The following is a 24,149-nucleotide window of genomic DNA, read 5'->3' on the forward strand; positions in this document are numbered from 1 at the left end:
GGCCCGCAACGTGATCCCCGAAGGGACCCGCTACTACCTGCCGCCCGAGGCGCAGGCGCGGCTGCAGCTGACGGCGCGCTGGCGCGAGCTCTTCGCCGCCTGGGGCTACGCGCCCGTGGAGCTGCCGGCGCTGGAAATCTTCGACCCCGCCCATCCGCTGGCGGAGCGCGCCTTCAAGCTGGTGGACAAGAGCGGCCGGGTGCTGGCGCTGCGCTCGGAGTTCACCACCGCGCTGGTGCGGATGGCGCAGACGCAGGACCTGGGGCCGGCGCCCCAGCGGCTGCAGTACGCCGGGCGGCTGTGGCTGCGCGACAGCGAGGTGGGGCTGGGGCGCATGCGCGAGTTCGCGCAGGTGGGCGTCGAGGTCTTCGGGGCCTCCTCGCCCCGGATCGACGCCGAGTTGATCGCGCTCGCGGCCGAGGCGCTGGCGGCGGCGGGGCTCGCGGGGGCGCGCATCGAGGTGGGCCTCCCCGCCTTCGTGGCCGACCTGCTCGACGCCACCGGCCTGGAGCCGGAACCGGTGCGGCGGCTCCACGCCGCCATCGACCGCAAGAACACCCCGGAGCTGGCCGAGCGGCTCGAGCGCTACGGGGTGCGCGGGGCGCTGGCGGAGGCGCTTCTGGCGTTGCCCGACCTCTTCGGAGGGCGCGAGGTGCTGGCGGCGGCGCGGCGGCACGCGGTGAGCGAGCGGGCGCGCATCGACCTCGACTGGCTCGAGGAGGTGCTGGCGCTCTTGCCCGCGGGGGTCGAGCCGCTCTTCGACCTGGGCATGGCCCGGGCCTACGACTACTACTCGGGCATCCACTTCCGCGCCTACACCCCCGACTTCGGCCTGCCCCTCCTCGGCGGCGGCCGCTACGACGGCGCGGGGGTGCCCTTCGCCGCCGGGTTCGCGTTGGGGCTCGAGCGCGTGCTCGAGGCCGCCGGGCGGCCCGCGGCCGCGCCGGTGCCGGACGCGCTGGCGCTGGACGCGGCCACGGCCCGCGCCCTGCGCGCGCAGGGCCTCGTGGTGGAGCTCGCCTGGACCGACGACCTGGACGAACTCCGGGCCTACGCCCACGCCCGCGGGATCCCCCGCATCGCCGGCCCCGAAGGCGAGGTGCGGCCGTGACCTTCTCCAGCTTCGACTGGGTGGTGGCCCTGCCCAAGGGGCGGATGATGCAGGACGCCTACCGCATCTTCGCGCGCGCGGGCTACCCGCTGCCCGCGGCCGCCGGCGAACGCGAGCTGTGGCACGCAGGGGAGGGGGTGGCCGTGCTCGAGCTGCGCGGCGGCGACGTGCCCACCTACGTCGACCTGGGGATCGCCGACGTGGGCGTGGCCGGGCGCGACGTGCTGCTCGAGGCCGGGCGCGACCTCTACGAACCGGTGGACCTGGGGTTCGGCGCCTGCCGGCTCTCGCTCATCCGCCGGCCGGGCGACGGGGCCCCGGTGCGGCGGGTGGCGAGCAAGTACCCGCGGTTTACCCAGGCCTGGCTGCGCTCGCGGGGCCTGGTGGCCGACGTGGTCAAGCTCTCGGGCAACGTCGAGCTGGCGGTGCTCACGGGCCTGGCCGACGCGGTGGTGGACGTGGTGCAGACCGGCAGCACGATCCGCGCCGCCGGCCTCGTCGAGGTGGAGGTGCTGGCGCACTCGAGCGCCCGCCTGGTCGTGAACCGGAGCGCCCTCAAGCTCAAGCGCGCCGTTCTCTGGCCCTTGATCGAGCGCCTCCGCGAGGCGGCGCGGGCCGGCGGCGGGGCCGACCCCCGGTAGAATGCCCTCGTGACGCCCGAGCGCTACCGCCGCCTCAGGGACGTGCTGGACAAGCGCCAGCCCGACCTGACGGTCCTGATGGAGAACGTCCACAAGCCCCACAACCTCTCGGCCATCCTGCGCACCGCCGACGCGGTGGGCGTCTACGAGGCCCACGCGGTCAACCCCACCGGTGGGGTGCCGACCTTCCACGACACCTCCGGCGGCAGCGAGAAGTGGGTCTACCTGCGGGTGCACCCGAACGTCGAGGCGGCCCTCGAACACCTGAAGGGGCGGGGCTTCACCGTCTACGCCGCCAACCTCTCGGAGCGCGCGGTGGACTACCGCGAGGTCGACTACACCCGCCCCTCGGCGGTGCTCCTGGGCGCGGAGAAGTGGGGGGTGAGCCCGCGCGCCGCCGAGCTCGCCGACGCCGACGTCATCATCCCCATGATGGGCATGGTCCAGAGCCTCAACGTTTCGGTGGCCGCCGCGGTGATCCTCTTCGAGGCGCAGTGCCAGCGGCTCGCCGCCGGCCTCTACGCGCGGCCGCGGCTCGACCCCGAGACCTACCGACGCACCCTCTTCGAGTGGGCCTACCCGCGCGAGGCCGCGGTGCTGCGGCGGCAGGGGCTGCCCTACCCGCCGCTGGACGAAGAGGGCCGCATCGTTTGACGCGCCGCCCCGGGGGCGGCGCGCCGTCATGGGGGATGCCGGCGTCTACTGCAGCGAGAAGCCGTACGGGTCGCTGCTGACCATGTAGCCGCTCTCGCTCAGCGGGGCGCCGAAGAAGGTGGCCAACAGGATAAGCATGGGCGGGGTCTGGCCCGCGGCCGTCAGCTGGTCGAGGTCGCCCTCGAGCAGTCCGTCGAGGCGGAAGGCGACCACCTGCCAGGTGTAGGGGTTGGTGCCGTAGCTCGCGCCGAAGGGGCTCAGGTCGGGCAGCACGAACTCGCTCCCCGCGGTGTAGACGGTGAGGTTGAGGTCGCCGCTGAAGGCGAGCATCGTGATCGCCCCGTCCGGGGGCTGCCAGCGGAAGGGCGCGTCGGCGGCGATGCTGGCCCCGTCGCTGGGCTCGAGAAGGGCGACGGGATCGTAGAGGGCCAGGGTGTGCGCGGTCGCGGAGGTCGGGACGCCCGTCCAGCGGACGCTGAACAGCTGGCTGCCGCCCGAGGCGGCGGCGTAGAGCACCGTCCGGGCGGCGGCGAGGGTGGGGCTGCGCACGGTGAACTGGGCGCCGGCAGGGCTGGTGTCCTGGTAGGTGACGATGGCAAGCCCCCAGACGTCCGGAGCGGCGAAGCGGACGCCCGCGGCCTGGATCGAGGGGTTCAGCCCCGTGGGGATGTCGGTGGTGACGGTGAGGTCGTGGGTGCCGGAGATGGGGGTGAGCAGGACGTCCACGTTCGCCAGGTTGTCACCGGTCGCCAGGTTGAGGTCTGCGTGGGTGCCGTACCCCGCGAAGTCCTGCGCGTTCCCGTTCGCGTCCTCGCTCCACTCGAGCGCGTAGACGGCGGCGCTGGCTACGGGCTGAAGGAGCTTGACGTTGAGGCTGTAGCTGGTCGTGCTGCCGGGCGCCGTCACGCTGGTGTAGCCCAGGGCGTGGTCCGAGACGACCTGCACGCCGACGGTGTCGCCCGACGTCGTGCTTTGGACGTCCCCGCTCACGTCCGCGCTGTACGACCCCGTGCTGTCGTTCACGAAGACGTAGGGATCGGTGCGCGTGAGACCCTGGTAGACAACAAAGTCGTTGCTCTTCTGTTCCACGATCAGGGTGTAGGGCGTGGTGATCCCGTCGAACGAAAAGCGGCCGCTGCCGTCGGTGGTGACCACCGACTGTCCGGGCACGAGCACGCGGATCCCCGGCACCGGCAGGCCGTTCGAGTTCACGACGACGCCCGTTATCTGCACCGTCGCCACCTTGGGGGCCCCGCAGGCGGCGAGCAGCGCGGCCGCCAGGACCGCGAGGGCAAGAAGCTTCCATTTCATCGCGCTTCACCTCCAGCTTGAGGCTAGCGGCGAAGCGTCACAAGAGCGTCACAAGCCCCTGCGGTTCGGTAAAGAAACGCCGTTCGGCTAGGGGGCGGGCTCGAGCGCCTTGACGAGTTCCAGCAGCTCGCGGTGATCGCGGATGCGGGCCGTGGGCTCGGGCCCGGGCTCGCCGGCGTGGTCATCCCCGAAGAGCACCGCGTGCCGGTACCCGGTGCGGCGGGCGCCGGCGATGTCGGTGCGCGGGTGGTCGCCGGTGTGCAGCGCCGCTGAGGGCTCCACCCCCAGCGCCTCGAGGGCGGTCAGGAAGGCGCGCGGGTCGGGTTTGAAGACCCGCGTCTCGTCGGAAAAGGAGAAGGCGGAGAAGTAGGGGAGCAGCCCCTCGCGGTCGAGGTAATGGCGCAGCATCGCCCCGCCCGAGACCCCGGTGTCGGAGACGATGGCCAGCTTGTAGTGGCGCGCCAGCTCGGGCAGCGCCTCGTGCACCCCGGGGCGGACGACCAGGTCGGCGTCGCGCCCGGTCTCGGCCAGCGCCCGGGCGGTGCGGCGCACGAGGTCGGGGTCGTAGCGCACGCCCAGCAGCTTGAAGGCGTAGGCCACCCGGTCCTCGAGGGCCATGAAGACCCCGGCGCGCCAGGCGTCGTTAAACTTGCGGGTCGCCTGGCTCCAGGCGTCGCGCACCTCGGCCTCGCCCGCGGGCACGCCGGCCTCGTCGCTGGCGGCCAGCAGGATCTCGTAACGCTCGGGCAGCACCTGAGCGGCGTAGTTCGGCCCCTCGACCATCAAGGTTCCCCAGAAGTCAAAGGTCATCGCCTTCATGCTTCACCTCGCTTGAGCCCTGCGCGGCCTGCCGGGGCGGCCCCGCCCCGCCGCGCCTCGGGGCGGGCGCCCGTTGAGGGTAAACACGGCCCGACCGGCACGTAGGGGACGTCCGGTGCGGCGGTCTACCGAAGGCGGCTTTGGATTATTTTACAACCCGAAGCGGGCGTAGATCGTGTCCACGTGCCGCAGGTAGTGGGCGGGGTCGAAGGCCGCGGCCAGCTCCTCGGGGGTGAGCGGGTTTTCCGGGTCGGCGGCCAGCAGCTCGGCCAGGTCGCGCCCCTCCTCCCAGCACTTCATGGCGTTTCGCTGCACCAGGCGGTAGGCGCGGTCGCGCTCCAGCCCCTTCTCGATGAGCAGGTTCAGCACCCGCTGGCTGTAGACGAGGCCGCGGGTGAGCGCGAGGTTCCGCTGGATGCGGTCCTCGTGCACCACCAGCCCCCGCAGCACCCGGGTGAGGCGGCGGGTGAGGTAGTGGGCCAGGGTGGTGGAATCGGGCAGGATCACCCGCTCCACCGAGGAGTGGCTGATGTCGCGTTCGTGCCACAGGGCCACGTTCTCGAGGGCGGCCTGCAGGTTCGACTTGAGCAGGCGGGCGAGGCCGGAGACGTTCTCGAGCGCCACCGGGTTCTTCTTGTGGGGCATCGAGCTCGAGCCCGTCTGCCCCGTACGGAAGGGCTCGCTGACCTCGAGCACCTCGGTGCGGGCGAGGTGGCGCAGCTCGACGGCGGCGCGCTCGAGGTTGGCGCCGAAGACCGCGAGCGCCGCCAGCACCTCGGCGTGTCGGTCGCGCGGGGCCACCTGGGTACTCACCGGCTCGGGTACGAGGCCCAGGCGTTCGGCCACGTAGGCCTCCACCTCGGGCGGGGTGTGGGCGTAGTTGCCCACCGAGCCGCTCACCACCGCGGTGGCGATGGCCTCGCGGGCGCGGCGAAGGCGTTCGCGGTCGCGCAGCCCCGCGGCGTAGAAGCTCAGGAAGCGCAGGCCGAAGGCCGTCGGCTCGGCGTGCACCCCGTGGGTGCGGCCCACGGCGGGGGTGCGCTTGTAGCGCACGGCGAGGTCGGCGAGCGCCGCGAGGAGCCCTTCCAGCTCGGCCAGGACGAGGTCCAGCGCCTCGGCGAGCAGCCGGTTCTGGGCGGTGTCCACCACGTCGGAGCTGGTGAGGCCGTAGTGGAGGTAGCGCCGCACCGCCGCGTCGCCGCTGCGCTCCGCCAGGGCGCGCACGAAGGCGACCACGTCGTGGTGGGTCTCGGCCTCGATCGCCGCCACCCGCTCGCTGAACTCGGGTTCGAAGTCGCCGGCGGGCAGGGCCCGCGCCAGCTTCTCGGCCACGCCCGCGGGGACGGCCCCCAGGCCTTCCCAGGCCTCCAGCGCCAGGCGCTCGACCTCGGCCCAGACGCGGAAGCGGTGTTCGGGCGACCACAGGGCCGCCATCTCCGGGGTCTGGTAGCGCGCGATCATCGGCCCCAGCCTAGCACGCAGGCTGCGCTGTCGGCTGGACGACGTCGCCGGCCCGGCGCAGGGCGCAGGGTGGAGGGGAGGAGGAAGGACATGACCAACGCCACGACCCCGACCCACCGAACCGTACGCGGCCTGATCGCGGGCCTCGTCGCCGCGATCCCCATGGGGGCGCTGACGATGATGCTCGGCCTCGCCGTAGGCCTGGGCTTCGTCGAGCCCCTGCGCCTGATCGCCAGCGCGCTGCTGGGGGAGGCCGCCCTGAACGGGGCGTTCCCGGTGCTGTTGGGCCTGATGCTGCACATGGCGACCGGCGCGCTGCTGGGGGCCCTGTACGCCTGGATCGTGCGGCCCGCCGCCAGCACCCCCGCCGCGGGGATCGTCTACGGGCTGGGCGTCTGGGCGGTGGCCGCGCTGGTTCAGGGCGCCGCCGCCCCGCTGCTCGCCCAGAACCTGCCGGGCTGGATCTTCGCCCTGGCCCACCTGGTCTACGGCCTGTCGCTCGCCGCGCTGCTGCGGCGCTAGCCGGAGGCGCAGGGGACCGGGGGGTTCAGCCCCCCGGTCCTTCTTCCCCGGGCGGCGGCCGGAGCGCGCGGTCCAGCGGCTCGGGCTCGGGGCCCTCGTCCTCGCCCAGGTCGGCGCGAAAGCGCCGGAGCGCCGGGGCCAGGCGGCTTTGGAAGCTGCCCACGGCGCGGTTGTAGGCGGTCACGCTCTTCTCGAGCCCTCGCCCCACCTCGGCGAGCGCGGCGGTGAGGGTGTCCAGGCGCTCGATCAGCACCCGCCCCGAGTCGGCGATGCGCCGGGCGTTCTCGCTGAGGGCCTGCTGCTGCCAGCCGTAGGCCACCGCCTTGAGCAAGGCCACCAGGGTGACCGGCCCGGCGGGCAGCACCTTCTGGGCGAGGGCGTCGTCGAGCAGGCGGCCGTCGGACTCGAAGGCCGCGGCCAGCGCGGCCTCGCTGGGCACGAAGACGACGACCAGGTCGGGGGCGGGGTCGAAGGCCTTCCAGTAGGCCTTGGCGGCCAGCTCCTTGATGCGCGCCCGCAGCGCCCGGGCGTGCTCGCTCAGCTTGGCGGCGCGCTCCGCGTCGCCCGCGGCCTCGAGCGCGGCCAGGTAGGCGGCCAGCGGGGCCTTGGCGTCCACCGGCAGCACCGCGCCCCCGGGCAGGCGCACGACCAGGTCGGGCCGGCCCGCGGGGGTGTGCACCTGGACGTCGAAGTCCACGTGGGCCGTCATCCCCGCGAGTTCGACGACGCGGCGCAGCTGCAGCTCGCCCCACTGGCCGCGCGCGCTCGAGCTCCGGAGCGCCTGACCCAGCGTCGTCGTCGCCCGCTCCAGCGTCCGCTGCTGCTCGGCAAGGGTGCGCAGCTGCTCGGCGAGGCGGCCGTAGGCGCCCTCGCGCTTCTCCTCCAGGGCCCGCACCTGCGCCTCCAGCCGCGCCAGGTGCTCGCGCAACGGCCCCACGAGCCCCGCGAGCTCGGCCTTGTGGGTGCTGAGCCGCCCGCCCAGCTGGTCTTCCAGACGGCCCAGAAGCTCGGCGCTGCGCTCGGCCAGGCTGCGGGCGCTTTGCTCCAGGTTGCGGTGCGAGAGGGCGACGAAGGCGTCGGCGAGCTCGCCCTTGGCCCCTTCGATCCAGGCGTTCTTGGTCCGTTCGGCCTCCAGCTCGGCGCGCGCCCGTTCGAGCTCGCGCACCAGCGCCCGTTCGCGCCGCGTCCAGACCGAACCGCGCCAGGCGGCCAGCGCCCCGGCGAGCGCCAGCCCCATCAGGAAGGCGAGCGTCAGGTGCAGCGCGGTGTAGGCGGGCTCCACGCCCTCACCTTACCGGAAGGTAGCGCGGGCGACGGTGGTCCGCGGCCCGCGGCGCTAGGCTGGAGGCGGGAGGGAAAGAGATGAAGATCACCGCGACGAAGGACGGGCCCTACCTGGTGCCCACGGGCGGACGCGCCGCCATTGACGGCGAGGTCATCGAAAAAGCGCAGGTGGCGCTCTGCCGCTGCGGCCACTCGCAGAACAAGCCGTTCTGCGACGGCAGCCACAAGGCGGCGGGGTTCGAGGCGCCGGCCGCGACGGTCGAGCTCGAGCTGGGCTAGCCCGCGCGCGCCGGGCATACTGAGGGGGTGCGAAGGCTCACCCCCGAGGCCGTGCGCTTCCTCTCCGGCCCGGCCGCCCAGGCCGAGCTGGCGGCGCTGGCCGAAGGGCCGCTCGACCCCCTGACCACCCTTGCCGCGCTGCGCAAGCGCTGGAGCGCGGACGAGGCGGCCTGGCTCTACGACCAGGTGCGCCTGCGGCGCAAGGCGCGGGCGAAGTTCCCCCAGGCGGACGCCCTGCTCTTCGAGGCCGAGGCGCTCGAGCAGGCGAGCGCTGGACCGATGGCGCGCTGGCGGGCGGAGCATGTCTTCGCTCCCTACGCGCGGGTCGCCGACCTGGGCGCGGGGATCGGCGGCGACGCGCTGGCGCTGGCGCTGGTGGGCAAACGGGTGCTGGCCGTCGAGCGCGACCCGGTGCGGGCGGCGCTGCTGGAGCACAACGCCGCCGCTTTGGGCCTGGCGGACCGCTTGCGGGTGGTGCGCGCCGACTGGCGGACGCTCGAACTGGACGTGGAAGCGGCCTTCGCCGACCCGGCGCGGCGCAGCGGCGGGCGCCGGACCGTGCGCCTCGACGCGATGGAGCCGCCGCTTTCCGACCTCGAGCGGCTCTCAGGCCGCCTGCCGGCGGTGGCCGTCAAGCTGGCCCCGGCGCTCGACAAGGCCGAACTTCCCGCGCGGGCGGGTCTGGGCTTCGTCTCGCTCGCGGGCGAGCTGAAGGAGGCGCTGGCCGGTTTCGGCGAGCTGGCGGCGCCCGAGCCCTGGGCGGCGGTGCTGCCCGCGGGGGTCCGGCTCTCGGGCCCCGAGGGCCCCGAGCGGACCGGTCCGGTGGGGGCCTGCCTCTACGAGCCCGACCCCGCGGTGATACGCGCCGGTCTGGTGCGGCGGCTCGCGGCCGAGCTGGACGCCTGGCAGCTCGACCCGCAGGTGGCCTACCTGAGCGCGGACGCCCCCCGGAGCACGCCGTTGGCGCGCGGCTGGCGGGTGCTCGAGCACGGCCCCTTCCGGCAGAAAGCGGTCGCCGCCTGGCTGGCCGCCCACGGCGCCGGCGCGGTGGAGGTGAAGCGCCGCCGCAGCCCCATCGAGCCCGCGGTGCTCGAAAAGAAGCTGAAGGCCGCCCTCGCCCGCGGCGGCCCGACCCTCACCCTTTTCCTCACCCGGATCGCCGGCCGCCCCTGGGCGGTCCTGGGCCGGCCGCTCTAGCTACTCGCCGGCCGCCCGGGCGATCTGCTGCGCCAGCCCCTGCTCGCGTTCGAGGAAGCGGGGGCTGTAAACGCGTACGGCCTCGCCGCCGCCGCGGTGGCCGCCGGTGGCCCAGACGAGGTAGTTCCCGGCGAGGGGCCCGTCTTCGATCTTGAAGACGAGGAAGTTGCCGCCCTCGCCCAGGATGCGCACCTTGCCCAGCTCCTCGGGCTGGATCGGGGGGCCCTGAGCGCCGGGTTCGAGGTGCACCATCCAGGTTTCTGGATCGGTGGGGTGCTTGGAGAGGAAGACGGTCTGCAGGGTGCGGTCCGCGAGGTTCAGGTCCACGTACTCGTAGATGCGGTCGCCCTCGTTGGGCGCGCCTTCGGGGGCGGCGCCCGACTGGGCCAGGGGGAAGCGGTTGGGTTCTTGGACCAGGCGCTCGAGCTCGCCCACCCAGGCTCCGGCGCGGCCCGGGATCAGGTGTTCGGGAATGGGCGGGGCCGCCCCGGGCGCGTCCTCCTTGGCCACTGCCGCGTCCTCGGGAACGCCCGTTTCCGGTGCGGCCGCCTCCATGGCCGCGGCGGGGGCGCGGTCGGAGGCGAGCACCGTGCCCACCGGCTCCTCGGAGCCGCCGGGCCAGAGGCCGAAGGCGGCCAGCGCCAGGCCGGTGACCACCCCCAGCACCGCGGGCGACGACCAGCGCCGCGAGAACAGCGCCATCAGCGCGCTGAGCAGGACGAGAACGAGCCCAATGACGACCAGGTTCATGCGGCCCATTCTACGGCAGGCCCGCCGGGGCATCCGCCCGCGCTAGAGTGCGGGTATGGAACGCTTCGAGGTGCGTACCCGCTCCCGCAACCAGATGGTGAAGATCACCGCCCAGGTCGAGGCGGCCGTGCGTGCGCTGGGCCTCACCGAGGGCGCGGTGCTCGTCTACTCGCCGCACACCACCGCGGGCGTGGTGGTGCAGGAGGGGGCCGACCCCGACGTGGCCCACGACCTGCTGGCGCGGCTGGCCGAGCTGGTCCCGCACCGCCACCCCGCCGACCGCCACGCCGAGGGCAACAGCGACGCCCACCTCAAGACCGCGCTGGTGGGCCACGCCCAGCTGCTGCCCGTGAGCGGAGGTCGGCTGGCGCTGGGGACCTGGCAGCAGGTCTTCCTGGCCGAGTTCGATGGCCCGCGCACGCGGCAGGTGTGGGTGGTAAAGGTGGGCAGTGGGATGTAGGAGGTGGGATGTAGGAGGTCGGTTTGCGATGGTCGTCGGTGCAGGTCCGTAGTACGTCGTAGGGTCGGACCTGCGTGTCCGCCCGGCTTGCGGTCTGTGGCCTGTAGCGGGCCCGTCAACGGCAACTGAATCTCGGCTTCCCCCAGCATGGACCCTGAATCAAGTTCAGGGCAGGCCCTGAATCAAGTTCAGGGCAGGCCCTGAATCGAGTTCAGGGCAGGCTCCCGGATCTCGGCAACCTTCGGTCGCCTCGTCCGGGGATACGAGAAAATCAGGAAGCAGGAGGTGGGGTGAGGAGACGGGCCTTCTCGAAAAGCCCGTTGACGAGGCTGTAAACGGCATATTAATAACGAAAGGAGATCTCCCCACATCCCACACCCGACATCCCACATCCTGATTCATCCCACACCCCGGCGAAGCCGACCCATCGGGCCCATGCCGCACCCGGAATCCACGGTTGAGCCGCCGCGAAATGAAAACTCCCTCCCCTTGGGGAGGGTCGGGGAGGGGGTTGTTGGCACTGACGAAGCCAAACGTCCGCCATCTGGATCGTGGCCAACCCACCTCCCACCCCCTACACCCCACGCCCTGCTTCGCCTCCGCCGGTGGAAGGTCGCCCGCCCCTTAGGCCAGCATCCAGGCGAGCAGGCCCGCGGCGGCGGTGGCCACGGCGTTGTTGACGTCGTTCGTCCACCCGCCCAGGCGTTCTTCCAGGGGGCCGGTCAGGGTGTCGAGCACGGCGCCCAAGACGCCGGCAGCGAAGACCGCGGCGCGGTGCTCGCCGCCGAAGGGAAGCGCCACCAGCGCCGCGCCCAGCACGAGCGCCAGCGTGCCCGGCAGGCTGACGGCGGCGTTGGTGCCGCTCGGCACCCGGCCGCGGCCGGGGCGCCAGGCCCAGGGGGCGCGGCCCCCGAGCTCGCTGGCCAGGGTGTCGGCCAGCGCCGCGGCCACCGCCCCGTAGAAGAAGACGGGGCCCAGCAGCACCCCGCCCAACCCCGCGGGCAGGCCGTTGGCGAGCACCTGCAGGGGTTCGCGGCCCCCGCGGTCGCGCGAGCGCGGATTCCCCCGCGCAGCCAGGCTGCCGAGGGCCACGAAGAGCAAGAGCGCGGCGGCGGTGCCCGGTCCGCCGGCCCACCAGGCGAGCGCGCCCACGAGCGCGGCGGCCAGCCCGGCTCGCGGACGGAGCCAGCCCAGGGCCACGGTCACCCCGCCCAGCACCGCGCCGAGTGCGGGTCCGGCGGCGTAGAAGAGCAGTTGTTTCGGGTCCATCAGCCGCGGCGGACGACGCGCACGTCGGGGATCTCGCGCAGGGCCTGCTTGTAGCGCATGAGTTCTTCTTCGTCCTTGACCTCGAGCCGGATGCGCATCCGCGCCACGTGGCCGCTCACCTGGGTGTCGGCCCCCAGCACGCTCTTGCCGAGGCCGGCGAAGACGTCCATCACGTCGCGCAGCAGGCCGGGGCGGTCGGAGGCTTCGAGGTGGATCTCGACGACGAAGTGGCCGGTCTTGCCGGTGTCCCAGCTGGCAGCGATGCAGCGCTCGGGCTCGGTGCGCAGCAGCCGCTGCATGTTGGGGCAGTCGGCGCGGTGGACGGTGACGCCGCGGCCGCGGGTGACGTAGCCCAGAATGACGTCGCCGCGCACCGGTTTGCAGCAGCTGGCCAGCTTGATGGGGGCTTGGAGGTGCCCTTCGAGCAGGATGCCGCTGGGGCGCGGCGGGGTCTTGGGCGCCGGTTTGGGCTTCTCGCGCAGCTCGCCCGGAACGAGGATGCGGGCGATCTGATGGGGCGTGACCCGGCTTTGTGCGAGCGCCAGGTAGACGTCTTCGGGGCTCTTCGGCACGTTCAGCTTCTCGGCGGCGCGCTCCAGCTCCGCTTCGCTCGGGAGGCGCAGCCCCCGGCGCTTGAAGTACTTCTCCAGGGTGCGCTGGCCCTTGGCGAGCAGTTCGTCGCGCTCGGCGGCGCGGAAGAAGTGGCGGATCTTCTGGCGGGCCGAGCGGGAGTGGGCGAAGTTGAGCCAATCCTTGCTGGGCCCGGGCGAGCTCTTGGAGGTGAGGATCTCGACGATGTCGCCGTTCCTCAGCTCATAGCTGAGCGGCACGATCTTGCCGCCCACCTTGGCCCCGATCATGCGGTGCCCCACCTCGGTGTGGATGTGGTAGGCGAAGTCCACCGGGGTGGACCCCTTGGGCAGGTCGATGACCCGCCCCTTGGGGGTGAAGACGAAGACGCGGCCCGAGAGCAGGTCGTGCTGTACGGCCTCGACGAAGTCGCGGCTGGTGGTGAAGTCGCGCTGCCACTCCTGGAGCAGCTCGATCCACTTCACCCGCCGCTTTAGCTGGTTGGGGTCGGTGAGCCCTTCCTTGTAGAGCCAGTGGGCGGCGACGCCGTACTCGGCGACGCGGTGCATCTCCCGGGTGCGGATCTGCACCTCGAGCGGCAGACCGCCCGGGGTGATGACGGTGGTGTGCAGCGACTGGTAGCCGTTGGGCTTGGGCTGGGCGATGTAGTCCTTGACGCGGCCGGGGATGGGCGGCCAGAGCGCGTGGACCAATCCCAGGACGTGGTAGCAAACCTGTTTTTCGCGGGAGGCGGCCTCTTCGGGGCTGGCCACCGGTTTGGGGTCGAGGATGACGCGCAGGGCCAGCAGGTCGTAGATCTGCTCGAGCGTCTTCTCCTCGCGCTGCATCTTCTTCCAGATCGAGAAGAGGTGCTTGGTCCGGCCCGAGACCGAGAAGCCGTCGACCGAGAGGCCGAGCACGTAGTCGTTCTCGAGGGCGTGCTCGAGCGCGCCCTTGGCGTTGTCCACCACCTCGCGGTGCGCCTGGCTGTGGTGGGCCAGCCGCTCCACCAGCGCGGCGTACTCTTCGGGGTGCAGGTAGCGGAAGGCCAGGTCCTCGAGCTCCAGCTTGATCTGCCCGATGCCCAGGCGGTGGGCCATGGGCGCGAAGATCTCGAGCGTCTCCTTGCTGATCCGCCGCTGCTTCTCGGGCGGCATGAACTCGAGGGTGCGCATGTTGTGGGTGCGGTCGGCGAGCTTGACGATGATGATGCGCAGGTCGCGGGTCATGGCGATGAACATCTGCCGCAGGTTCTCGGCCTGCTGGTCCTCGACGCTCGTCGCCATCTTGGAGAGCTTGGAGACCTTGGTCTCGCCCTCGACGATGCGGGCCACGTCCTCACCGAAGCGCTGGCGGATCGTCTCGAAGCTCACCGACTCCACGTCCTCGACGGTGTCGTGCAGCAGCCCGGCGATGAGGGAGTCCGGATCCATCTGCAGCTCGGCGAGGATCTCGGTAACGGCCACGGGGTGGGTGATGTAGGGCTCCCCCGACCGGCGGAACTGGCCCTCGTGGGCCCGGTAGGCGAAGTCCAGGGCTTCGCGCACGCGCACGCGCGCCTCCTCGGGCAGGTAGTCGAGCTTGGGCTCGAGCTGCTGCCAGAGGACGGTGGGGGTGATCGTGACCGTTTCCATCGTGCGCCTGCGTATTCTCCAGTCTAGCACGCGTATGCAGAAACCCTGAATAAAGCAAGACCCCGCCCGGAGGCGGGGCGCGGCCCTGCCGAAGCAGGGGAGGGTTGGTGCCGGGAAGGGGACTTGAACCCCTACGGCCTAAGCGGCCACTAGCCCCTCAAGCTAGCGCGTCTACCAATTCCGCCATCCCGGCGCGTAGCGCGCAAGATTCATGGTATCGAGCCGCCGGCGGGGTGTCAAGCGCACCCCAGCACCTCACGCAGCTGCTCGGGGCTGAGGTTTCCTCCGCTCAGCACGACGCCCACGCGCCGGCCGCGCAGCCCGTCCGCGTGCTTCCGTGCGGCCGCCAGCGCGGCCGCACCCGCGCCCTCGGCCAGGTTGCGGGTGTGTTCGAGGTAGAGCCGCACCGCCGCCTGGATCTCGGCGTCGCTGACGAGCACGAAGTCGTCGAGCAGCGCCCGCAGGATGCGCTGGGGAAGCTCGAAGGGGGTTCCGGTGGCCAGCCCCTCGGCGAAGGTGCGTGCGGGCGCTTCCACCGGCCGCCCCTGCTTCCAGCTCAGGTAGGCCGCGGGCGCGCCTTCCGCCTGAACGCCGACGACGCGCATTCCCGGCCGCAGCGCCTTGGCCACGATCGTCGCCCCCGCCGCCCCGCTGCCGCCCCCGACGGGCACGAAGAGGACGTCCAGCTCGGGCTGCGCCTCCAGCATCTCGAAGGTGAGGGTGCCGACCCCCGCGATCAGGTCGGGTTCGTTGCCGCTGTGGATGTAGCGGTAGCCGCGCCGCGCCGCCTCCTCTTCCACCCAGAGCCGGGCGTCGTCGTAGTTTTTGCCGTGAAAGACCACCTCGGCCCCCAGGTCGCGCATCGCCTGCACCTTGGTGGGGTTGGCCCCCTCGGGCACCGCTACGATGGCCCGCACCCCGAAGAGGCGGGCGGCGAAGGCCACCGACTGGCCGTGGTTGCCGGTGCTGGCGGCGATCACCCCCGCCGCCTGCTGCTTGGAGGGCATGCGGGCGATCAGGTTGACCCCGCCGCGCACCTTGAACGCGCCCACGGGCTGGTGGTTCTCGTGCTTGACCCAGACCTCGAGCCCCAGCTCCCGGTCCAGCGAAGGGTAGCGGTGGGTGGGCGTCGGCCGCAGGTAGGGGGCGATCCGCCGCCGGGCGGCCAGCACGTCGGCGAGGGTCACGGGCAGGTCGTCACGGGTCACGAAGCACCTCGCTAGCGCACTTCCAGCCTTCCCAGCCAGTTGACGCCGTCGTAGTCGAGGTCGTTGGCGAAGCGAATCGCGTATTCGGCGCGGTCCGGCAGCGCCGGGTCGCGCACGGCCACGCCCAGGCGCCAGGCGCCCGCAGGCGGGGCCGTGAGGCCCTCGGCGGCGAAGGTCAGGCGCTCTCCTGGGGCCACCCGGCGCAGGTCGAAGCCGAGCGGCCGCTCCACGGTCCGGTCGCCCTGCCGCAACACGAGCGCCACGTCGTAGCGCCGCTTGAGGCGCGAAAAGCCGTCGTTGCGCACGCTCATCCGGAACTTCCAGCCTTCCCCCGCCGCCGGCGCGGTCCAGGCCGCCTCCTCGACGACCAGCCGGTAGCCCATGCGCGCGGCGACTTCGTCGTAGATCCTGTCCTGCCGCCAGCGATCGAGCATGCCGGGGTGGTAGTCGGCGTTGAGGTAGTCCAGGTGGGCCCGCTCCAGCTCGGCCAGCGCCCGCGCGCCCCGGGCGCGGGCGGGGTCGTCGCGGTCTTCGGCCTCGCAGGTCTCGCCGCCGAAGACCAGGAAGGCGTTCTCGGCGTAGGTGAAGCCGCGCCACTCTGCGATGCGCTCGGGCGGATGGTTCGGGTAGGTGCCCACGTCGTTCGCGCTCGAGAGGAAGCAGTCGTTCAGGTGGGCGATGCGGGCGCGCTTCCGCCGGGCCGCCGGAAGTTCGTCGGCAAACCCGGAAACCGGGTCGGGCGGGGGCGGCGCGTCGCCGTCGCCGCTGAAGTCCACGTCGCCCAGGTAGCGCGCCTTGTCCGCCGGGTAGCGCACCGCCACCGGCACGTCGGTGCCGGCCAGCGCGTCCAGCAGCCGTTCCAGCACGTAGGCCTTCTCGGCCGCGCCCTCGTGGCAGACCTCGGTCGCTTCCCAGCAGTGCCACTCGCCCCAGCGGCCCAGGAAGCCCGCCTGCATCACCGCGATCACGTCGGCGTTGCGCCGCACGATCGGGAGAAGCTGCTCGAGGTGGCGTTGGATCCGGCCCCAGTCGGCGTCGCCGTTTTCGCTGTAGCGGAAGCGCAGGATCAGCTTGAAGCCGCTGGTGCGCACCAGGTCGAAACCGTGCTGCAGGGTGGCGAGTTCGCCTTCCGTCAGGTCGCGGTCCGCCGGCAGCCAGGTTTCGTAGGGGTAGGCCAGGGTGTGGCCGCGGGCCCGCACCGAGGCGTAGACCTCGGCGTCGGGGTGGAAGAGGTCGACGTCGGTGGTGAAGAAGCCGCGGCCGGGGTTCAGGACGTTCTGCCCGGGCGGCAGCGGCGCGGGCGCGACCGCCGTCCAGCCCCCGCCGTCCGGCGCCTGTCCGGAGGTGCAGCCGGTCCAGAGGGCGGCGGCCAGCGCGAGGGTCGCGGCGGTCTTGCGCATGTTCCCCGATTCTACCGGCCGCCGGGGAGCTCGGGGGTGTAGGCGCCGGCCTGTTGGTAGGCGTTGTGCAGCGCGCGGGAGACCCCCAGGCTGTAGGTGTAGAGGCCCACCATGCGCGGGTAGCTCTCCGCTGTGGTGTCCCACAGCATCGCCGCCTGGACCTCCTCGGGGTGGACGCTCAGGTAGCGCTCGAGCCGGCGGGCGAAGGCGCTCTCCACGCCCAGGGCGACGGCGTAGGGGTAGAGGGCGCGCAGCGTCTCCGGGGTGTCCTCGGGCGCCTCGATGCGGCGCAGCTCGGCGGCGTCGGTGGTGCCCAGGTAGCGCGCCAGCCCCTCCAGGTGCCGCCAGGCCTCGGCGCCTTCGCGGGTGAGGGCGGGCAGCGAGCGGGCGCCCCACGCCGCGACCAGCAGCAGCGCCGTGGCGAGCGCGCCGGCGGGAGCGCCGGCGGCGAGGCCCAGCCCCAGGCCCCCCAGCAGGGCCGCGAGCAGCACGAGGAGCAGGCCGGCCCCGGCGCGCGCCAGTTCGCGGGGCCGGGCGAGGCCGGGCACCCGCCGGTGGCGTTCCCAGCCCAGGGCGGCGGCCTGCAGCGCCTGAGCGCCGAAGAAGACGTAGCCGAGGGTGAAGAAGCCGGCCAGCAGCGCCGCGTCGGCGTGGCCGTAGGCGAGCCGCGCGGCCAGGGCGAGGGCGAGCGACGCCAGGACGGTGACGGCGCCGACCGCCGCCCCGTTCGGGCGCAGGTAGGGGGCCGCGGCCTTGGCCAGGTTGCGCCCCAGCTCGCTGCGGGCCAGGAGCAGGGTTTCCCCGTTTTCGCGGCCGAGTTCGATCTGCGGACGCCGCCGGGGCACCAGGGCCTCCAGCAGGGCGCGCAGCTCGAGCGGCGGACTCGTCTCCGGCGGACCTGGCGCCCGGTCGATGCGCGGCTTGGGGCCGCCCACCACGTTCACGAAACCCCGCGCCGCCAGCTCGGCCACCGCCGCGGCGAAGACGCGCGCGGTCACGCTGCGGTCGCCCAGGTAAGCGGCCAGCGCCGCGCTCACGCCTTCGGGCGGCCGGAAGCGGGGGATCACCGGCGCGGCCGGGTCGCGCGGGTCTTTGCGAACGGCGAACAGCCCGGCGGCGAGCAGGAGCAGCGCCGCGGCCAGGAGGCCCGTGACCGGGCCGGCGGCCGGAGCGCCCTGCGCGAAGGCGGGGACGATCAAGGCCGGCGTCAGCGCGGCGCCGACGCCCGGGAGGGAAGGAATGCGCACCATCTTGTAATCGTTTTACCACCCGCCGCCGCCCCCGCCGCCTCCGCCGCCGCCCGAGAAGCCACCGGAGAAGCTGCCGGAGCCCGAGCCGGAGGCGGAACCGACCCGCGCGTAGGCCGTTTGCAGCGCCCGCGACACGCCGGTGCTGAACCCGGCGAAGCCAGCGCGGGGCGCCCCGTCCTCGCTGGGGCTCCAGAGCAGCGTCCGCGGGGCCGCCTCGGGGTGGACGCTCAGGTAGCGCTCGAGCCGGCGGGCGAAGGCGCTCTCCACGCCCAGGGCGACGGCGTAGGGGTAGAGGGCGCGCAGCGTCTCCGGGGTGTCCTCGGGCGCCTCGATGCGGCGCAGCTCGGCGGCGTCGGTGGTGCCCAGGTAGCGCGCCAGCCCCAGCAGCTGCCGCCAGACCGCGGCCCCCTCGGGCGTGAGCGCGGGCATCAGGTAGAGGCCGAACGCCCCCACGAGCACCAGCCCCGCCGCCAGCAGCCCTGCGGCCATACCGGCGAAGAGGCCCAGGAAGAGGCCGCCCAGGAGCGGCACCCCGAAGACGAAGAGCAGGCTCCCGCCGGCCCGCAGCAGCTCGGCCAGGGGGCTCACCCCCGGCACGAGCCGGTAGCGCTCCCAGGCCAGCGCCGCGGCGTGCAGCGCCGCGGCGGCGAAGAGCAGGTAGAACAGCACGGCCGCCCCCGCGAAGACGGCGACGCCGAACTCGCCGGCGAGGTGGCCCGCCAGCGCCGCGAGGACCAGCGTGACCGCCCCCGCGCCCGCCAGCGCCGCGGCGTGGTTGGGGCGCAGGTAGGGCGCGGCACGCCGCGCCAGGTTGCGGCCCAGTCCGGAGCGGGCCTCTTGCAGCGTCTCCGCGTGCGCGCGGTCGAGCGCGAGCTGCGGCCGCCGCGCGGGCACCAGCGCCTCCAGCAGGGCGCGCAGCTCGCGCGGTAGGCGTTCGTCGGTCGGCTTGGCGGTGCGGACGAGGCGGGGTTCGGAACCCCCGGAAACCTCGAGGAAGCCCCGCGCCGCCAGCTCGGCCACCGCCGCGGCGAAGGCCCGGGGCGTGAGGCTGCGGTCTTGCAGGTAGGCGGCCAGCGCCGCGCTCACGCCTTCGGGCGGCCGGAACCGGGGAATCACCGGGGCGCCGCCGGGGTCGCGGCCCACGCGCCGCCAGGCCCAGACCTCGAAGAGGACGAGGGCGGCCAGGACGAGGCCGAGCCCCGCCACCAGGGGGTCGAGCGGGGCCTCGTCGACGGGCAGGGCCGCCAGCGGCCAGGCGGCGTAGAGGGTAAGCCCCGACCCCGGCGGCAGCGGGGCGTCGAGGCGGAAGACGAGCGCCTCCGCCTCGGGGCGCAGGGGGGACGAGGCGCGCGAACCCAGGGGCCCGTAGAAGGCCCGCGCCTCCACGGCGTAGGGGTCGAGGCCCGGAGGCAGGACGAGGCGCACGCCCGTGCGCTCGATCGGGAAGCTCCATTCGTTGCCGGTCACGTTCCACTCGAGCGCGCCCCGGCCGGCACGGGCGACGGCGGCGTGTTTGGCGCGGTAGCGCAGGGTGTAGCGGTGCACCCCCAGCGGGGCGAGGGCGTCCGGGGATCCCAGGTAGACGCGCAGGCCCTGGGCCGAGGTCTGGACCCGCCAGGGGATCGGCGCGCCGTCGAGCCGGGCGCCTTCGATCGTGTAGCGCACGGCGGTCGCGGACGCCGCCCCCCAGGCCGCCACGGGCCGCTTCAGCAGGTCGCGGTAGATGCCCCGGCGGATGCGGTCGTGCTCGATGCGCACGGTCAGGTCCTCGGTCACCGCGAGATGGCCGCCGGGCAAGAGCTCCAGCTCGGCCCGGAAGTCGAGGATCGCCTCGCGGGCGCCCGCGAGGCCGAACAGGGTGACCAGCAGCAGGGGCAGGAGCCGGGCTACCACTTCACCTCCGGCGCCCGGGCTTCGGTGGCCAGCGGCAGTTCGAAGTAGCGCGCCGGGGTGAAGCCGAAGCGGCGGGCGACGAGGAGGGTGGGAAACGACTCGAGCAGGGTGTTGTAGATCCGCACGGCCCCGTTGTAGTAGCGCCGCGCCAGCTGCAGTGCCTCCTCCACCTCGACGAGCTGCCGCTGCAGGCTGAGGAAGTTCGCGCTCGCCTTCAGCTCGGGGTAGGCCTCGGCCACCGCGAGCAGCCGTTCGAGCTCGTGGCTCAGCTCGGCCTCCTCCTCCAGGTCGGGCACGTTGCGGCTGCGCAGCCGCGCCACGCGCTCGAGCAGCCCCCGCTCGTGCCGGGCGTAGGCCCCCACGGCGTCGACGAGCATCGGCACCAGGTCGTGCCGGCGCTTGAGCTGCACGTCGATGCCCGACCAGCCCTCCTTGACCGCGTTGCGCGCCGCCACCAGGCGGTTGTAGGTCCAGGCGAGCCAGAGGAGCAGCAGGAGAACGACGAACCAAAGCGCGTAGGCCGTAGGGGTCACGAAGCCATTCTACCGTCGCCGCCGGGGCCGACCGGGCGGTTTCGTGGTAGCGTAAGGCTAGCCCCGCAAGGGGTGACAACTCGGCCTCGAGGTCCCTGGTGCCTGGCGCGCGTAGCCCAGGCTTAAAGTGGGGAAGTCCGGTGAGAGTCCGGCGCTGTCCCGCAACGGTCATGGCTCCCCCAGAGGAGCACGAGCCCGAACACCTGCCAGGGAAGCCCCGCACCCCACGGGGCACCTCTCGCGGAAGGGGGCGGTTAGGGGGCGTCATGCACATGACCCTGAACCCTGCCGCGCGCAGGGTGTTTTCTTTCCCCCACCTCCCGAGCAAGGGGCCGAGGTACGGAGGTGGTTGTATGAAAAAGCTCGTCTTCCTGTTGGCCCTCCTCGCAAGCCTGGCCCTGGCCACGTCCTACCCGCTCGTCGTCACCGACGACCTGGGGCGCACGGTCACGATCCCCGCCGAGCCCCAGCGCATCGTGGTGATGCTGCCCTCGGCCACCGAGACGCTCTGCGCCGTGGGCGCCTGCGACCGGATCGTGGCCACCGACGACTACTCCAACTGGCCCCCCGAGGTGGCGGACAAGCCCAAGGCCGGGGGGCTGTACAACCCCAACGTCGAGCTCATCGCCAGCTTCGAACCCGACCTGGTGGTCACCAGCAAGTACGGCAAGCTCACCGAGGCCCTGGAGCAGCTGGGCCTCACCGTCTACGCGGTCAACACCCAGACCTTCGAGGACATCTTCCGCACCGCCCGCACCCTCGGCGAGCTCGTGAACCGCGAGGCGGAGGCCGAGGCGCTCGTCGCCCGCATCAACCGGGAGGTCTACGCGCTGGAATCGCAGGCGGCCAAGGCGGCCGACCGCCCGACGGTCTACTACGAGATCGACGCCACCCCCTACACCGTGGGCCCCGGCTCCTTCATCGGCGTGCTCATCGCCAAGGCGCGCGGGGTGAACGTGATCCCCGCCGAGCTGGGCCTCTTCCCCAAGATCAGCCCCGAGCTGGTGGTGGAGAAGAACCCCGAGGTGATCGTGCTGGGCGACGCGCCCTACGGCGTGACCGCGGCCAAGATCGCCGAGCGGCCGGGCTGGGCGGCCGTTCAGGCGGTGAAGGACGGCCGCGTCTGCGAACTGACCAAGGAGCAGACCGACGTGGTTCACCGCCCCGGCCCCCGGGTCGCCGAGGGGCTCCGGGTGCTTATCGACTGCTTCCACCCCGGCCTGCTAGGCGAGTAGGCGAAACGTGCGCACGCTCGGCTGGCTGCTCCTGCTCGGCGCCCTCGCCCTGGCCGTGGTGCTGGGGGTGATGGTGGGTGCGGTGCCGCTGGGGCCGGACCGGGTGCTCACCGCGCTCGCCGACGGCCTGACGGGTCGGGCGGTCGACCCCATCGTCTGGCAGATCCGGCTGCCGCGGGTGCTCATGGCGGTCCTGGTGGGGGCGGCGCTTGGCGTTTCGGGAGCCGTCTACCAGGGGTTGTTCCGCAACCCCCTCGCCGACCCCTACCTGATGGGCGCGGCTTCGGGGGCGGCCTTCGGGGCCACGGTGGCGCTCACCCTTACCGGATCGCTCTCGAGCGCCTACGCCCACAGCGTCGCCGAACGCTGGCCCGCGAGCGTGCCCCTCTTCGCCTTCGCGGGCGCGGTGGGCGCGGTGGCGCTGGCCGTCGTCCTCGCCGGCGGGGTGGCGCGGCGGTACAACCTGATCCTCGCGGGGGTGGTCGTGGGCAGCGTGCTGATCGGCCTCACCACCTACCTGATGATGCTCGACGCCGACCGGGTGCGCGCCGTCTTCAGCTACACCCTGGGCAACCTGGCCTTCAGCGGCTGGCCCGACGTGCACCGGCTCGCGGCGTACCTGGCGGTCGCGCTCCTGCCGCTCTTCTTCTTCGGGCGTGCGCTCAACGCGCTGCAGCTGGGCGACGCGGTGGCCCACACGCTGGGGTTGCCGCTCGCCTGGATCAAACTGGGCCTGATCCTGGGGGCGACGCTGGCCACGGCGGCCGCGGTGGCCCAGGTCGGCATCGTCGGGTTCGTGGGGTTGATCGTTCCCCACACGATGCGCCGGTTCGCGGGCGAGGACTACCGGGCGCTCGTGCCCGCGAGCGCGCTCGGCGGGGCGGTGCTCTTGGTGCTGGCCGACCTGCTGGCGCGGATGCTGGTGCGGCCGGCCGAGCTGCCGGTGGGCGTGGTGACGACGCTGCTCGGCGGCCCCTTCTTCCTCTACCTGCTCAGGAGGCAGCGTGCTTGAGGCGCGGGGCCTGCACTTCGGCTACCCGCAGGGGCCGCGGGTGCTGGCGGGGGTGGAGCTGCGGCTCGAGCCCGGAACCTGGCTCGCGGTGCTGGGGCCCAACGGATCGGGCAAGACGACGCTGCTTGCGCTGCTGCTGGGCCTGCTGCGCCCCAGCGCCGGCGAGGTCCGCCTGGACGGGCGCGCCCTGCACGCCTGGAGCGCGGCCGCGCGCGGCCGCCGGATCGCCTACCTTCCCCAAAACGGCCCCTACCCGCCGGGGCTCACCGCCGAGGAGGTGGTCCGCCTCGGCCGCCTGCCCCACCTGGGGTTGTGGAGCCGCGAGGGCCCGGAGGACGAGGCCGCGGTGGCCTGGGCCATGCGGGTCACGGAAACGGCCGCGCTGGCGGACCGGCCCCTGGCCGCCCTCTCCGGAGGGGAGCGGCAGCGGGTCTTGCTCGCCCGGGCCCTGGCGCAGCGCCCCCGCTACCTGCTCCTCGACGAACCCACCAACCACCTCGACCTGCACCACCAGGCGGCCCTGCTCAGGTTGCTGGGGCGGCTCGCCGCCGAGGGCATCGGGGTCGCGAGCGTCTTTCACGACCCCAACCACGCGCTCGCGGCGCGCCGGGCGGTGCTGCTCGAGGGCGGCCGGGTCGCCGACGCCGGAACCCCGGAGCAGGTGATCACGGGGGCGGCGTTCCGCCGGGTGTACGCGGGGGACGTCCGCGTCCTGCGCGGCGAGGGCCGGGTGGCGGTGCTGCCGCGCTGGGCGGAGGTGGAGGAATGAAGGGAAGCCTGAGGGCCACCGGGAACCTGCTGGTCGTGGACCTGGGCGAGGTGCGCCGGCTGGTCAGCGAGAGCGGGCCGCGGCTCGCGCGCTACGTGGCCGTGGTGCGCTCGGAGAAGGTGCGCGCCTGCACCCGGGCGGGCACGAACCGCTTCGGGCCGCTCTTGTTGCGCCACGGCCTGCCGCCGGGCGAGACGGTCGTCTACACCACGACGGACGACACCCTGGACTTCGAGATCGAAGGGCGCACCGTGCGCGTGGGGGGCGTGGCCATCTACCCCGAGGGGGCGCCTGAGTGGGTGGAGACGCCCTACTACGTGTGGGTGGAGGGAGCGGACGATGAACAAGGAACGGCCTAAAGGCGAGCGCCGCGGGCTGGTGCTCGTCTACACCGGCGACGGCAAGGGCAAGACGACCGCGGCCCTGGGCCTGGTGCTGCGCGCGCTGGGCCGCGGCTTCCGGCCGCGCATCTTTCAGTTCATGAAGCACGAGCGCGCCGCCTTCGGCGAGCACCGGGCGCTCGAGAAGCTGGGCGTGCCCATCGAAGGGTTGGGCGACGGGTTCAGCTGGCGCTCGCGCGATCTGGAGAAGTCCGCGGAGCTGGCGCGGGCGGGCTGGCAGCGGGCGGCGGCGGCCATCGCCTCGGGGGACTGGGACCTGGTCGTTCTCGACGAGGTGACCTACCCGCTTCGGTTCGGCTGGATTCCCGTGACCGAAGTCGTGGAAACCCTGCGCGCCCGGCCGCGGCACGTGCACGTGGTGCTCACCGGCCGCGACGCCCCGGCGCAGCTCGTGGCGCTGGCCGACACCGTGACCGAGATGAAGAAGATCAAGCACGCCTACGACGCCGGCGTGCCGGCGCAAAAGGGCATGGAGCATTAGGCTGG

The 24,149-nt window shown here is 73.2% G+C and carries 24 protein-coding genes, 1 tRNA gene and 1 riboswitch; of the genes, 12 read left to right on the forward strand and 13 right to left on the reverse strand.

All coding sequences use genetic code 11. The features are described 5' to 3' along the window. Positions 1-10: 10 nt before the first annotated feature. The 3 genes from OCEPR_RS01840 to trmH are packed head-to-tail and all read left to right on the forward strand — an operon-like array spanning position 11 to position 2,406. Entirely contained in the window at positions 11-1,111 is a 1,101-nt protein-coding gene (locus tag OCEPR_RS01840) for an ATP phosphoribosyltransferase regulatory subunit (RefSeq protein WP_041554401.1), read from the forward strand. Further along, entirely contained in the window at positions 1,108-1,752 is a 645-nt protein-coding gene (hisG, locus tag OCEPR_RS01845; protein ID WP_013457005.1) for an ATP phosphoribosyltransferase, read from the forward strand. Before OCEPR_RS01840 ends, hisG begins: the two co-directional genes overlap by 4 nt. A gap of 9 nt (positions 1,753-1,761) precedes the next feature. Further along, positions 1,762-2,406, forward strand: coding sequence for a tRNA (guanosine(18)-2'-O)-methyltransferase TrmH (gene trmH / locus OCEPR_RS01850; protein ID WP_013457006.1), 645 nt, complete (start codon positions 1,762-1,764; stop codon positions 2,404-2,406). Between the two features lie 45 nt (positions 2,407-2,451). Here trmH and OCEPR_RS01855 read toward each other — a convergent pair whose 3' ends face one another. The 3 genes from OCEPR_RS01855 to purB all read right to left on the reverse strand — a co-directional run bounded on the left by OCEPR_RS01855 (position 2,452) and on the right by purB (position 5,997). Further along, positions 2,452-3,717, reverse strand: coding sequence for a carboxypeptidase-like regulatory domain-containing protein (locus OCEPR_RS01855; RefSeq protein ID WP_013457007.1), 1,266 nt, complete (start codon positions 3,715-3,717; stop codon positions 2,452-2,454). An 87-nt stretch (positions 3,718-3,804) separates the two neighbouring features. Then, on the reverse strand, positions 3,805-4,536 hold the full coding sequence (locus tag OCEPR_RS01860; protein WP_013457008.1) for an HAD family hydrolase: 732 nt from the start codon (positions 4,534-4,536) through the stop codon (positions 3,805-3,807). A gap of 150 nt (positions 4,537-4,686) precedes the next feature. Then, positions 4,687-5,997 carry an adenylosuccinate lyase gene (purB, locus tag OCEPR_RS01865; protein WP_013457009.1) on the reverse strand — a complete coding sequence of 437 codons (1,311 nt, stop codon included), beginning with the start codon at positions 5,995-5,997 and terminating at the stop codon, positions 4,687-4,689. A gap of 90 nt (positions 5,998-6,087) precedes the next feature. Here purB and OCEPR_RS01870 point away from each other — a divergent pair, with 90 nt between their 5' ends. After that, positions 6,088-6,519: a hypothetical protein gene (locus OCEPR_RS01870; protein WP_013457010.1), complete on the forward strand. Its 432-nt coding sequence runs from the start codon at positions 6,088-6,090 to the stop codon at positions 6,517-6,519. A 25-nt stretch (positions 6,520-6,544) separates the two neighbouring features. On the opposite strand, the gene OCEPR_RS01875 is transcribed toward OCEPR_RS01870, so the two are convergent. After that, positions 6,545-7,801 (reverse strand): DNA recombination protein RmuC, encoded by a 1,257-nt coding sequence (locus OCEPR_RS01875; protein ID WP_013457011.1) that lies wholly within the window; start codon positions 7,799-7,801, stop codon positions 6,545-6,547. 80 nt (positions 7,802-7,881) lie between these two features. Between OCEPR_RS01875 and OCEPR_RS01880 the strand changes: the two genes are divergently transcribed. Beyond that, positions 7,882-8,082, forward strand: a complete 201-nt coding sequence (locus OCEPR_RS01880) for a CDGSH iron-sulfur domain-containing protein (protein ID WP_013457012.1) — start codon at positions 7,882-7,884, stop codon at positions 8,080-8,082. Positions 8,083-8,109: 27 nt separating this feature from the next. Then, entirely contained in the window at positions 8,110-9,279 is a 1,170-nt protein-coding gene (locus tag OCEPR_RS01885; protein ID WP_013457013.1) for a class I SAM-dependent methyltransferase, read from the forward strand. Here OCEPR_RS01885 and OCEPR_RS01890 read toward each other — a convergent pair whose 3' ends face one another. After that, a complete protein-coding gene (locus tag OCEPR_RS01890; RefSeq protein ID WP_041553909.1) occupies positions 9,280-10,029 on the reverse strand; it encodes a hypothetical protein in 750 nt (249 codons plus the stop codon). Positions 10,030-10,084: 55 nt separating this feature from the next. Here OCEPR_RS01890 and OCEPR_RS01895 point away from each other — a divergent pair, with 55 nt between their 5' ends. Beyond that, positions 10,085-10,489, forward strand: a complete 405-nt coding sequence (locus OCEPR_RS01895; protein WP_013457015.1) for a secondary thiamine-phosphate synthase enzyme YjbQ — start codon at positions 10,085-10,087, stop codon at positions 10,487-10,489. Positions 10,490-11,113: 624 nt separating this feature from the next. Here the strand turns inward: OCEPR_RS01895 and OCEPR_RS01900 are convergent. The 8 genes from OCEPR_RS01900 to OCEPR_RS01935 all read right to left on the reverse strand — a co-directional run bounded on the left by OCEPR_RS01900 (position 11,114) and on the right by OCEPR_RS01935 (position 20,246). Further along, positions 11,114-11,758 carry a DUF92 domain-containing protein gene (locus OCEPR_RS01900; protein WP_013457016.1) on the reverse strand — a complete coding sequence of 215 codons (645 nt, stop codon included), beginning with the start codon at positions 11,756-11,758 and terminating at the stop codon, positions 11,114-11,116. Further along, on the reverse strand, positions 11,758-13,962 hold the full coding sequence (locus OCEPR_RS01905) for a RelA/SpoT family protein (RefSeq protein WP_013457017.1): 2,205 nt from the start codon (positions 13,960-13,962) through the stop codon (positions 11,758-11,760). The genes OCEPR_RS01900 and OCEPR_RS01905 overlap by 1 nt, the downstream gene beginning before the upstream one ends. A 105-nt stretch (positions 13,963-14,067) precedes the next feature. Continuing rightward, positions 14,068-14,155 (reverse strand) — tRNA-Leu (locus OCEPR_RS01910). 43 nt (positions 14,156-14,198) lie between these two features. Then, on the reverse strand, positions 14,199-15,170 hold the full coding sequence (locus OCEPR_RS01915; protein ID WP_013457018.1) for a threonine ammonia-lyase: 972 nt from the start codon (positions 15,168-15,170) through the stop codon (positions 14,199-14,201). 11 nt (positions 15,171-15,181) lie between these two features. Then, positions 15,182-16,570 (reverse strand): DUF4832 domain-containing protein, encoded by a 1,389-nt coding sequence (locus tag OCEPR_RS01920; RefSeq protein ID WP_013457019.1) that lies wholly within the window; start codon positions 16,568-16,570, stop codon positions 15,182-15,184. Between the two features lie 11 nt (positions 16,571-16,581). Further along, complete coding sequence (locus tag OCEPR_RS01925) at positions 16,582-17,820, reverse strand: DUF2207 family protein (protein WP_013457020.1); 1,239 nt, start codon at positions 17,818-17,820, stop codon at positions 16,582-16,584. Positions 17,821-17,832: 12 nt separating this feature from the next. Continuing rightward, the gene (locus tag OCEPR_RS12975) at positions 17,833-19,713 is read right to left on the reverse strand and encodes a DUF2207 family protein (RefSeq protein ID WP_013457021.1); all 1,881 of its coding nucleotides are present in this window, start codon (positions 19,711-19,713) and stop codon (positions 17,833-17,835) included. After that, positions 19,707-20,246, reverse strand: a complete 540-nt coding sequence (locus OCEPR_RS01935; protein WP_013457022.1) for a LemA family protein — start codon at positions 20,244-20,246, stop codon at positions 19,707-19,709. The genes OCEPR_RS12975 and OCEPR_RS01935 overlap by 7 nt, the downstream gene beginning before the upstream one ends. Before the next feature lie 79 nt (positions 20,247-20,325). Next, positions 20,326-20,471, forward strand: a riboswitch (cobalamin riboswitch). 128 nt (positions 20,472-20,599) lie between these two features. Between OCEPR_RS01935 and OCEPR_RS01940 the strand changes: the two genes are divergently transcribed. The 5 genes from OCEPR_RS01940 to cobO are packed head-to-tail and all read left to right on the forward strand — an operon-like array spanning position 20,600 to position 24,144. Further along, on the forward strand, positions 20,600-21,481 hold the full coding sequence (locus OCEPR_RS01940; RefSeq protein ID WP_013457023.1) for an ABC transporter substrate-binding protein: 882 nt from the start codon (positions 20,600-20,602) through the stop codon (positions 21,479-21,481). Between the two features lie 7 nt (positions 21,482-21,488). Beyond that, on the forward strand, positions 21,489-22,493 hold the full coding sequence (locus tag OCEPR_RS01945; RefSeq protein WP_013457024.1) for a FecCD family ABC transporter permease: 1,005 nt from the start codon (positions 21,489-21,491) through the stop codon (positions 22,491-22,493). Next, positions 22,486-23,262 (forward strand): ABC transporter ATP-binding protein, encoded by a 777-nt coding sequence (locus tag OCEPR_RS01950; protein WP_013457025.1) that lies wholly within the window; start codon positions 22,486-22,488, stop codon positions 23,260-23,262. The genes OCEPR_RS01945 and OCEPR_RS01950 overlap by 8 nt, the downstream gene beginning before the upstream one ends. Continuing rightward, entirely contained in the window at positions 23,259-23,621 is a 363-nt protein-coding gene (locus tag OCEPR_RS01955; RefSeq protein ID WP_013457026.1) for a hypothetical protein, read from the forward strand. The genes OCEPR_RS01950 and OCEPR_RS01955 overlap by 4 nt, the downstream gene beginning before the upstream one ends. Further along, entirely contained in the window at positions 23,602-24,144 is a 543-nt protein-coding gene (cobO, locus tag OCEPR_RS01960) for a cob(I)yrinic acid a,c-diamide adenosyltransferase (protein WP_013457027.1), read from the forward strand. Before OCEPR_RS01955 ends, cobO begins: the two co-directional genes overlap by 20 nt. The last annotated feature ends 5 nt before the right edge of the window (positions 24,145-24,149 follow it).

Source organism: Oceanithermus profundus DSM 14977, from assembly GCF_000183745.1.
Lineage (GTDB): Bacteria > Deinococcota > Deinococci > Deinococcales > Marinithermaceae > Oceanithermus > Oceanithermus profundus.

What these genes read in the sequence shown, in the direction of transcription:
- OCEPR_RS01855 (WP_013457007.1), bottom strand. Translation starts at nt 3,717, where the DNA reads ATGAAATGGAAGCTTCTTGCCCTCGCGGTCCTGGCGGCCGCGCTGCTC.
- OCEPR_RS01860 (WP_013457008.1), bottom strand. Translation starts at nt 4,536, where the DNA reads ATGAAGGCGATGACCTTTGACTTCTGGGGAACCTTGATGGTCGAGGGG.
- purB (WP_013457009.1), bottom strand. Translation starts at nt 5,997, where the DNA reads ATGATCGCGCGCTACCAGACCCCGGAGATGGCGGCCCTGTGGTCGCCC.
- OCEPR_RS01870 (WP_013457010.1), top strand. Translation starts at nt 6,088, where the DNA reads ATGACCAACGCCACGACCCCGACCCACCGAACCGTACGCGGCCTGATC.
- OCEPR_RS01880 (WP_013457012.1), top strand. Translation starts at nt 7,882, where the DNA reads ATGAAGATCACCGCGACGAAGGACGGGCCCTACCTGGTGCCCACGGGC.
- OCEPR_RS01890 (WP_041553909.1), bottom strand. Translation starts at nt 10,029, where the DNA reads ATGAACCTGGTCGTCATTGGGCTCGTTCTCGTCCTGCTCAGCGCGCTG.
- OCEPR_RS01895 (WP_013457015.1), top strand. Translation starts at nt 10,085, where the DNA reads ATGGAACGCTTCGAGGTGCGTACCCGCTCCCGCAACCAGATGGTGAAG.
- OCEPR_RS01900 (WP_013457016.1), bottom strand. Translation starts at nt 11,758, where the DNA reads ATGGACCCGAAACAACTGCTCTTCTACGCCGCCGGACCCGCACTCGGC.
- OCEPR_RS01905 (WP_013457017.1), bottom strand. Translation starts at nt 13,962, where the DNA reads ATGGAAACGGTCACGATCACCCCCACCGTCCTCTGGCAGCAGCTCGAG.
- OCEPR_RS01920 (WP_013457019.1), bottom strand. Translation starts at nt 16,570, where the DNA reads ATGCGCAAGACCGCCGCGACCCTCGCGCTGGCCGCCGCCCTCTGGACC.
- OCEPR_RS01925 (WP_013457020.1), bottom strand. Translation starts at nt 17,820, where the DNA reads ATGGTGCGCATTCCTTCCCTCCCGGGCGTCGGCGCCGCGCTGACGCCG.
- OCEPR_RS01940 (WP_013457023.1), top strand. Translation starts at nt 20,600, where the DNA reads ATGAAAAAGCTCGTCTTCCTGTTGGCCCTCCTCGCAAGCCTGGCCCTG.
- OCEPR_RS01955 (WP_013457026.1), top strand. Translation starts at nt 23,259, where the DNA reads ATGAAGGGAAGCCTGAGGGCCACCGGGAACCTGCTGGTCGTGGACCTG.
- cobO (WP_013457027.1), top strand. Translation starts at nt 23,602, where the DNA reads ATGAACAAGGAACGGCCTAAAGGCGAGCGCCGCGGGCTGGTGCTCGTC.